6 protein-coding genes and 1 rRNA gene are annotated in these 9390 nt (G+C 57.3%); 2 read left to right on the top strand and 5 right to left on the bottom strand.

Going from position 1 to position 9390, the window contains the following annotated elements; all coding sequences use genetic code 11:
• Window positions 1–187: 187 nt before the first annotated feature.
• Window positions 188–303, top strand: a 5S ribosomal RNA gene (gene rrf, locus M2397_RS28365).
• Window positions 304–703: 400 nt separating this feature from the next.
• On the top strand, window positions 704–2584 hold the full coding sequence (locus tag M2397_RS28360; protein ID WP_027608051.1) for a methyl-accepting chemotaxis protein: 1881 nt from the start codon (window positions 704–706) through the stop codon (window positions 2582–2584).
• A gap of 38 nt (window positions 2585–2622) precedes the next feature.
• Here M2397_RS28360 and M2397_RS28355 read toward each other — a convergent pair whose 3' ends face one another.
• The 5 genes from M2397_RS28355 to M2397_RS28335 all read right to left on the bottom strand — a co-directional run bounded on the left by M2397_RS28355 (window position 2623) and on the right by M2397_RS28335 (window position 9219).
• Window positions 2623–3087 carry an SRPBCC family protein gene (locus M2397_RS28355; protein ID WP_259244891.1) on the bottom strand — a complete coding sequence of 155 codons (465 nt, stop codon included), beginning with the start codon at window positions 3085–3087 and terminating at the stop codon, window positions 2623–2625.
• 19 nt (window positions 3088–3106) lie between these two features.
• Window positions 3107–6484: an amino acid adenylation domain-containing protein gene (locus tag M2397_RS28350; protein ID WP_259244890.1), complete on the bottom strand. Its 3378-nt coding sequence runs from the start codon at window positions 6482–6484 to the stop codon at window positions 3107–3109.
• Entirely contained in the window at window positions 6481–7419 is a 939-nt protein-coding gene (locus M2397_RS28345; protein ID WP_259244889.1) for a diiron oxygenase, read from the bottom strand. Before M2397_RS28345 ends, M2397_RS28350 begins: the two co-directional genes overlap by 4 nt.
• Window positions 7416–8174, bottom strand: a complete 759-nt coding sequence (locus M2397_RS28340; RefSeq protein ID WP_259244888.1) for a DUF3050 domain-containing protein — start codon at window positions 8172–8174, stop codon at window positions 7416–7418. The genes M2397_RS28345 and M2397_RS28340 overlap by 4 nt, the downstream gene beginning before the upstream one ends.
• A gap of 337 nt (window positions 8175–8511) precedes the next feature.
• Window positions 8512–9219, bottom strand: a complete 708-nt coding sequence (locus M2397_RS28335; protein WP_131700471.1) for a GntR family transcriptional regulator — start codon at window positions 9217–9219, stop codon at window positions 8512–8514.
• Between the last annotated feature and the right edge of the window lie 171 nt (window positions 9220–9390).

Here is a 9390-nt window from a genome sequence, read left to right as displayed (position 1 = left end):
CCCGAACTCAGTAGTGAAACGATGCATCGCCGATGGTAGTGTGGGGTTTCCCCATGTGAGAGTAGGTCATCGTCAAGATTAAATTCCGAAACCCCTGTTTGCTAACGCAGACAGGGGTTTCGTTTATGTAGAAGTCCATGAATTTCATCGGTACGTTGCTAAAGCAACGCTCCGATACACAGAATTTCTTGACGACCATAGAGCATTGGAACCACCTGATCCCATCCCGAACTCAGTAGTGAAACGATGCATCGCCGATGGTAGTGTGGGGTTTCCCCATGTGAGAGTAGGTCATCGTCAAGATTAAATTCCAGAACCCCTGTCTGCTCATGCAGACAGGGGTTTTGTCGTTTAGAGGGTTTATAAACTTTGTAAGCGAGCAGATACGCCTACCCAGCTCCAAACATCAGGTTCATGGCGCCAGTCTATTTTTTAAAAGCGCGACACAGGTATTAATGAAAATTTGTCGCACCGTTTGAAGGGATGAAGTCTTACACCTACATCTTGTACGACAACCTTTGGTCGGCTTCCTACGTAAAAAGACGATTCGTCCCACAATTCCCTAAGTTTTCCTCCTGCTTGGCCGACAGCCTGATGAGCCATGAGTGCACCGAAATAGAGCGGCCCAAGACGCCGCCTATACCGTTACATGGAATGTTCCTCTCGGCACGCTCACCCCCTTTGGCAAAAAGAAGTCGATGAAATGAATCTCAAGTTCAGTCATAAAATTCTGTTGGCCGCGTCAGGCGTTGTGGTTCTGGCCTTCGCGTTATTCACCCTTTACAACGATTATCTGCAGCGCAGCACAATCAAACAGAATCTGGAGTCGTCTATCCAGCAATCCGGCGAGCTCACCGCCAGTAGTGTGCAGAACTGGCTCAGTGGTCGAATACTGGTGCTCGAAAGTCTGACGCAAAACGTTGCCCATCAGGGTAGCGCTGCTGATCTCCCGGGGCTGGTCGATCAACCGGCGTTCACTTCGAACTTCCAGTTCACCTACGTTGGTCAAACCAACGGTGTGTTCACCCAGCGCCCGGACGCAAAAATGCCTGACGGCTACGACCCTCGTCAGCGTCCCTGGTACAAGCAAGCCGTGGCTGCCGATAAACCCATGCTCACGCCGCCCTATATGGCCGCCGTAGGTGGGCAGATCGTAACTATCGCTATGCCGGTGAAAAAGAACGGTGAGTTGCTCGGTGTGGTCGGCGGAGACCTGAGCCTGCAAACTCTGGTGAAAATCATCAATTCGGTGGACTTCGGCGGCATCGGCCATGCGTTTCTGGTCAGCGGAGACGGCCAAGTCATCGTAAGTCCTGACGAAGACCAGGTGATGAAAAACCTCAAGGACATCTACCCAGGCACTAACGTCCGTATTGAGAAAGTTAATCAGGACGTAGTTCTCAAGGGCCAGGATCGCATTCTGTCGTTCACGCCTATCAGTGGCTTGCCCGGTGCAGATTGGTATATCGGCCTGTCGATTGATAAAGACAAAGCCTACGCACCGCTGGGTAAATTCCGTACGTCTGCATTGATCGCCATGCTGATCGCCGTAGTCGCGATTGCCGTGCTGTTGAGCCTGCTGATTCAAGTGTTACTGCGGCCCTTGACTACCATGGGCATTGCCATGCAGGACATTGCCCAGGGTGAGGGCGACCTGACTCGCCGCTTGACGGTCACCAGTAAAGACGAGTTCGGTGAAGTGGGCAGCGCGTTCAACCGGTTCGTGGAGCGTATCCACGCCTCGATTTCCGAAGTGTCTTCTGCAACACGTCAGGTGCATGACCTGTCTCAGCGTGTGATGGCATCATCCAACGCCTCGATCATCGGCTCTGATGAGCAAAGCGCACGCACCAACAGCGTGGCCGCCGCAATCAACGAACTGGGGGCTGCCACCCAGGAAATCGCGCGTAACGCCGCCGATGCTTCACAGCACGCCAGCGGTGCCAGCGAGCAGGCCGATGATGGGCGTAAAGTGGTCGAGCAAACCATCCTGGCAATGTCGGAGCTGTCGCAGAAGATCAGCCTGTCCTGCACTCAGATCGAAACCCTGAACGCCAGCACCGACAATATCGGCCACATCCTTGATGTGATCAAAGGTATCTCCCAGCAAACCAACCTGCTGGCACTGAACGCTGCGATCGAAGCAGCACGTGCCGGGGAAGCCGGACGCGGGTTTGCCGTGGTCGCCGACGAGGTGCGTAACCTGGCTCACCGTACCCAGGAGTCGGCTGAGGAGATTCATAAAATGATCACTTCCCTGCAAGTGGGTTCGCGTGAGGCAGTGACCACCATGAATGCCAGCCAGACCTCCAGCGAGGAAAGTGTCCAGGTTGCCAACCAGGCCGGTGAGCGCCTGGTCAGCGTAACGCAGCGAATTGTCGAGATCGACGGCATGAACCAATCCGTCGCTGCGGCCACCGAGGAACAAACTGCCGTGGTGGAAACCCTCAACGTCGACATCAACCAGATCAACCTGCTGAACCAGCAGGGCGTGACCAACCTCAACGAAACCCTGAAAGACTGCGATGCGTTGTCGCAACAGGCCAATCGGTTGAAGCAGCTGGTCGACAGCTTCAAGATCTGACCCGCTGAGTGTACGAGTAGGAGCGAGCCGTTTCGCTCCTACCGCTTACCCAGCAAGCGGCGGACATTGTCCAGCGCGCTGTCGGCGAAGCCCTGCACAAACTGTTCAAATCCCACCTGTGCCGTGTCCAGGGGGTCGGCAATGATGGTCCAGGTTGCTCTGGAGCAGTGCGCTCCAACCGCTTCTACTTTGATCGACGCCCACAACCTGGCCACGCCCAGGGTGTTGTAGATCATGGTCCAGGTCATGTGCATCGCGCGCTCTTCCCGGCTATTGAGCTGTTCTACGACGCGGTTGCCATCGCGGAAAAATTTCGTGCGTAAAGCGCCCACTCCGTTGCCGGTCATTTCGATATGCGTCAAGGAAGGGATGAACGCATCGAAGCCTGCAAACTGCCCCACTAGGTTCCACAGGCGGGAAGCATGGCAGTCGATCACCACAGAGGACATTATCGGCTGGCCGTTCGGGTTATGAATTAACGTATCGGGTTGCAGCGGTTTCATGAAGTTGTCCTGAATCGGTTCAAAGAAAGCCGATGGCCTTGAGGTAGTTGCAGCCTTTACTCAGCAGTGCCGGGTCTTTTTCGGGGTATTGCTCACCCATCTGCTGAACGCCGCGTCGCGCGTTGTCATGGAGGATCATCGAGGTGTCACCGATGTCTTCATCCAGTCGATCAAGGTAAAACCCGAGTACACCAAACATCGCATTGTCCTGGCTCACCGTTCGCAGCGTCTGCTGCCAATACGCAGTACTGACCCGCTCGAACCTGTGGCCCGCCCGGTTGAATGCATCCAGGTAGTGCTCCCAGCTCAGTGGTTGTGGGTTGTGCAGGTTGAATACGCTTCTATCGGCTTGAAAGCGATTGCAGTGGAACGCAATGAAGCGAGCCAGAAAGTCCACGGGCATCAGGTCGAAATTCAGATCCAGCCTCGGCAGCATGCCCAACTGCAGCGACCCCTTGAGCATCAACATCAGGCGATTCTTCTGTGGCTGGCAGACTCCGTTATGGCTGTTGAAGCTGATATTTCCAGGGCGATGGATGTTCACCCAAGCTCCTTGCTCAACTGCACGTCCCAGGACCCGCTCGGCTACCCACTTGGAGAGGTTGTAGCCATTTCGGATGTACAGGGGCAGGGTGTCTGCCGCCGGAGCTTCGAGCACATGCCCCATCGTGCCGATGCTGCTGGCGGCCGACAACGTCGAGACAAAGTTGAAGACTTTTTTGCAGCGGGTTTCGCACAGGCGCAGGCATTCGAATATGGGGTCGACGTTGTCTCTGGCCAGTGAGGCGTAGTCCATTACGTGGTTGACCCTTGCTGCGTTATGCACCAGCGCGCCAAAGTCTGCGGCGAGTGCGTCATACGCGTCACAGGCCAAACCCAATCGCGGCCGGCTGATATCGGCGGCAAATACTCGTACCCGGCTCAAGTCCAGATGTTCCAGTTGGTAGTCACGCAACGCCTGGGTAAAACGAGCCATCGCAGGATTCCCCGGCAAGTCACGCACCAGGCACGCGACCTCGCTGGCACCGGCGTTCAACAACGCCTCGACAATATGGACGCCGACGAAACTGTTGGCCCCCGTCACGATCACCTTGTGCGGATTGCCTGCGCGGTCCCCTTGCAACGGATTGATCATCCACTCCCGTTGAGCGTCCATGACCGCTTGGGCAGAGGATGCGTCGGGCAGTTCACCATCCTCCATCAGTGTTGCGAGCGTACGGATAGTCGGTACTTCAATGAAATGGCTCAACGCGAAACTACGGCCAAATTGCTCGCGAACACGCAACAACAGTGTCGACAGCAAAATCGAATGGCCGCCCAGTGCGAAGAAGCTTTCATCGATGGGCAACTGGCTGGTGGGCAAGCTCAGCAGCTCACCCCAAAGGTCGCTCAATCGCGCTTGAAGTGGCGTGTGCGCAGCGCGGGGAGTGGCCTGCAAAATGGGGTGGAAGGGGCGCGACAGCAGCCCCTTGCGGTCGACTTTGCCGTTGTTGCTGTGCGGCATGGCTGGCAGTTCCACCCAGAAACCAGGTTGCATGTAGTTCGGTAGCCACTGGCGCGCATGCTGCTGCAAGGCCACCAGCGTAGCGTTGGGTTCGGGCTGGGCGACAAAGGCGCAGATCCTGCTTTCATGGTCGATCACCACGGCCAGCTCACGATACAGCCTGCTGCTGCGCAGGCATTGTTCAATCTCCCGAGGGTCGACCCGAAAGCCGCGGATCTTTACCTGATCGTCGCGACGCCCTCCCAGCACAATGCCTTCGGCGGTCCACTGCGCCAAGTCGCCGCTGCGGTAGGCCCGCAGCGTTTGGCCGCCTGGCACCAGCAGTTCGACGAACGGGTTGTCAGCCTGCCGCGGCGCATTCACATATCCCAGGCTCACTCCGGGCCCGACGATGTACAGCTCGCCCATCACCTGCTCGTCCACCGGTTGCAGATCGTCATCGAGGATCAGCACCTGGCTATTGGCGATGGGGTGGCCGACATTACGATTATTGTCATCGGGGTCGAACGTCCGGTGCGTAATCAGTACTGTGGTTTCGGTGGGGCCATAGAGGTTGTGCAACTGACACTGTCCTGCCAGACGCTCGATTACATGGGGTTCGCAGGCATCGCCACCGGTGAGCAGATGCGTCACGCCCAGGGGGGGATCCAGCGGCAGGATATTGAGCAGCGCAGGCGGCAGGAAGGCATGAGTGACACGCTGTCGGCGGAGCAATTCCACCAGTTGTCCAGGGTCGTGTCGCTGTTCCTCGCTGGGTACGATCAACTCGGCGCCGGCAATCAGGGCGGGGAAGATTTCGATCAGTGACGAGTCGAAACCCAAGGGCGAAAATTGCAGGACGTGGCTCCGTTCATCTAGCGTTATGCACGACCCGAACCAGGCCGTGAAATGTGCCAGGTTGCCTTGGCTGAGCAGCACACCCTTGGGCTGGCCCGTACTACCCGATGTATAGAGCACCATGCACGGTATATGCGCGCAGGGGCGATTGTGCATCAACGAGGATGCTGAGTTGGCGTTGAGCGGCTCGACTGCGCTGACATCCAGAGAAATGAAACGCTCCCGTAATGGATGCTGGCCTGCATCCAGCAATACGCTCGCCCCGGCGTTTTCGAGCATGGCCCGGTGGCGTTGGGCGGGCTGATCAGGTCCCAGTGGCAGGTACACCGCACCACTGCCCAGTACGGCAAGAATGCTGGCATACAATTCCATGGATTTTTCCAGGCATACACCGATCACCGGTGGCGCCTCAAGCGCCTCCAGCAGCGGGCGCAATCGCTGCTGAATCGCCATGGCCCGCAGGTGTAGTTGGCGGTAGGTCACGGTGTGCCCCGCCATGTTCAGCGCCGGCCGGTCGGCGAACAGATTAAGGCTGGCCTGCACCCGCTTGATCACCGGCACCTGGGCTTCCCGGATCAGATCGGGGTCTGCCGTGCGATTGAATCGATGCATGAATGCCAACGGCTCTAGCCCGTGCAAATCGTGCTCGGGCCAGTCAGTGGCAACCGCGCTCCTAGAGAGATACTCGGGGTCACGTGAGAAGCCACTGACGAGTAGCGCGACCCAATCCACCAGCGCAGTTGTTGCCTGCTGACGCAGACGCTGGCCGTTACCACTGGGCTCCTCGGCAATGCCCAGCGCGGCAAACAAACGCCGGTCATGGTCATAGGCGCGCAATTGCAGCGTGGGTAACCCGCTGCTGGTTAACGGGCCCATCCCCAGGCGCAGGCATATACAGGTGGTTTCGCCCAGGTCATCCGGCAACGGCAGGCTACCGTCTTCAATCCACAGGTCGGTGGCCTCATCCCCCGACACATGGCCGTACTGTTCCAGTATTAGCCTGATTTCGCCAAGTGCCTTGCTTGTGCCGCACCAGCCGATGGTCAGGCACCTCATGGCGACACCGACAGGTAGTCGTTCAGCACCTGCCCCACACTCGGCGTTTGCAGCAAGCCGCTGTGTTGCAGGAAGCCCATGATATTGCTCATCAACGGGTGCTGGCGGGTGATGGGGAACGCCAGCGCTGATATTTCATCGCGCAGCACACCGCGCAGGCGCTCGCTGATGTCGAGGTGTTCGATCAGGTGCAGGTCGAAGTTTTTCTGCAGGTCGTTGGTCAGATAGTGCGCCAGGAATGTTGGCAGTACCTGGGCGATGCTGTCACGGTCGTCCGGGCTCGCGGCTTGCCAGTAGATGCGCACCAGCCGCGTCCAGAACTGCGCGTGGCGACCTTCGTCAAACAGGTGGTCGTCCATCAAACCTCGTATGGAGGCCTTGACACTGCGGTCCTTGGAAAACGCTGCTACATCGTGGGTCACGGTGTTTTCGGCGATGGCTACGCCAATCAGCTCTACTGCATCGCTCAGGTGTGTCGGAGCCTGCGCCTGCGCCGCCGGCAGCGCACGACTCAGTTCGATATGCCCGGGGAGGTCGAGCGGTTGTATGCCCGTCATTGCGACAGTCTGTTGCATGAAATCCAGGGCCACCAAGGCGTGGTAGTCCTCGTCCACCACAACCGTCATCGCATCAACGCGACAGGCGAGGGGGAAGGGCAGCGAGAAGCGATTCTTGGCAATGCTGCGCGCGGTCTTGTCGACGATTTCGGTTTCGAAAATAACCACGTCGTGGATGAATTTGTAGAAGCTCTGCACCAGCACGAAGTCGCGCCACTGCGGGCAATGTTCCATGAAGGTCTCGCTGAGTACCAAGGGCTGACGGCACAGTGGGTAGATCAGCTTGTCATCGTCTTCCAGCAAGCGGCGAGGGCGGGTTCGGATGGTTGCGCGGCGTTCCCAGTCGTCGGCGATGGTGGTGTAGCCAGCCGTATTCATGGGTGCACCTCTTGCAGTGCGGCCTGCACCTCGTCCCAGAACGTGATACGGCTTTCTACGGCGGCAAGGGCTGCGTCGTGGGCCTGCTGCGGATAAGTCGGGTTGGCACCCACCAGGCGTTCGAGCAACTGCTCTGCTGCTCGCCCATGATGCTCAGTGTCCACCTCAATGTGGCGCTCGAAGTAACCACACAAGGCGGATGCCTGGCGGTGGATGAGCGTGTCGGGCTGCAGGAGGTGTTCGAACATACTTGGGATGACGCGCTCACGCCCATGAAGGAATGCGGCTGCTACGCAATGTGTAGGGGCTTCCAGCGCCATCCGCAGCGTGTCACTGACGAAGCGCGCTGCGCCAGCAGGAACATCGGCCATGCGCAGGGCAGTGCTTGCTTCCACGCCTTGGTGCTGCAGTGCAATGAAACGGTGTATCGCCGAGGTGCTGGCGCCGACTTCGACCATGGCTTCCAGGTACCACTCGAAGTGGCTGCAATGGCCTTGCCTGGGGTGAGAGTCTGATTCTTCGCCCAGCACAATCTCATTGATCAGGCGTGCAGCTTGCGGGTCGGCCGGTGGCAGCCAGGGTAGGCGAGTGCAGGTCAGGTCCTGTTGCAGGCGTTTGGTGAGCGTCATGAAGTCCCAGACAGCGAAAACATGGTGTTCCATGAATAGTTGTAACTTTTCCAACGAACTTATTTCCAGAAATAACGGATGGCTGCACAACAGCCGTTTTCTTTGTTCCAGCAAAGGTTGGTACATGGTTGATGCCTATAAGTTATTGCGTCTGCCGCTAAAACAGCATTGGACTTTTGTATGCGGCAAGAAGATAAAAAGATGTAAACCAGGCTTTGCGCGCACGAGCGCTCACGCAAGTGGGGCTGCACGGTCGATTTGAGTGTCTGGTCTAGTAAGGAAAGATAATAAGCGGGCTAAACAAATTGGCGAGTATATGAATGCATTAGATGTTTTTCTAAATAATATAAGCTGTCGGCAACTTACTTTATAAGAGTGGGAAGTTTCTTCTGCGCGGGGCGCCACCGGTCAGGTAGGGAACCCCGCGGCGCTCGGCGGGCAAGATAAGAGACCTGACACCTTATTAGAGAGTCTTCGCTCCGCTGGCATCCAGGTTATTGAGATAGGTTGTGATCACTTCCATCCCGCGCATCAAGTGATTACGCAGTGTCAGGATACTTTCCTGGACTTTCTTTTGTGCCACAAGGTTCAGCAGTTCGCGGTGGTCTTCCTGGGATGTCTCGCCCAGCCCCATCGCCTCAAGGTTGAAACGCAGGAAGCGCTCCTCCTCGTTCAACCCGTGTTCCACCAACTTGAGCAGCCGCTGGTTGGGAGCCTTGCTATACAGGGTCATGTGAAACAGGCGATTGAGACGGCCAATCTCTGTGTAGTCTTTTTCCTGTTCCAGGGCACAGATGAACGTGTCTGCCTCGGCGATATCGGCTTCGGTCAGCAAGGGAATCGACAAGCGCAGGGCTTCAGACTCCAGCAACATTCGCAGCTCATAGGTTTCAGCCGAATTGTCTTCGATCAACGGTGCAACCACGGCGCCCTTGTGGGTGACCACGTGCAGCAGCGACTGGGCCTCCAACTGGCGCAAGGCTTCACGCACCGGCATGCGGCTGACCCCGAACAGGCTGGCCAGCTCCTGCTGACGCATGGCGGTACCGCAGGGCAAGCGGCCATCAAGGATGGCATTGCGCAAGGTTTCTTCAATCACGGAGCGAGCAAGATGGGCGGGAATAGGACCGCTGACCTTGATGCTGTTCAAAGGATTCGGCTTCTGCGTCACGGTTACGCTATCGTCCTTATTAAAATAGTGGTGGCTAATTGGATCCAATGCACACTAGAGGCTGCCCATAAGCTTGTCAAACCAGCACAGTTTCGGCTTGTAAGCGTTTCAACGCGTGATTCCGGCGGCCCACATGCAGGCTTTGCGGGGTCTGACGCGCCAGTGCCATGT

Source organism: Pseudomonas sp. BIGb0381 (genome assembly GCF_024809815.1).
Lineage (GTDB): Bacteria > Pseudomonadota > Gammaproteobacteria > Pseudomonadales > Pseudomonadaceae > Aquipseudomonas.
Note: the sequence above shows the minus strand (reverse complement) of the source record. Positions and strands in the feature narration are given on the sequence as shown.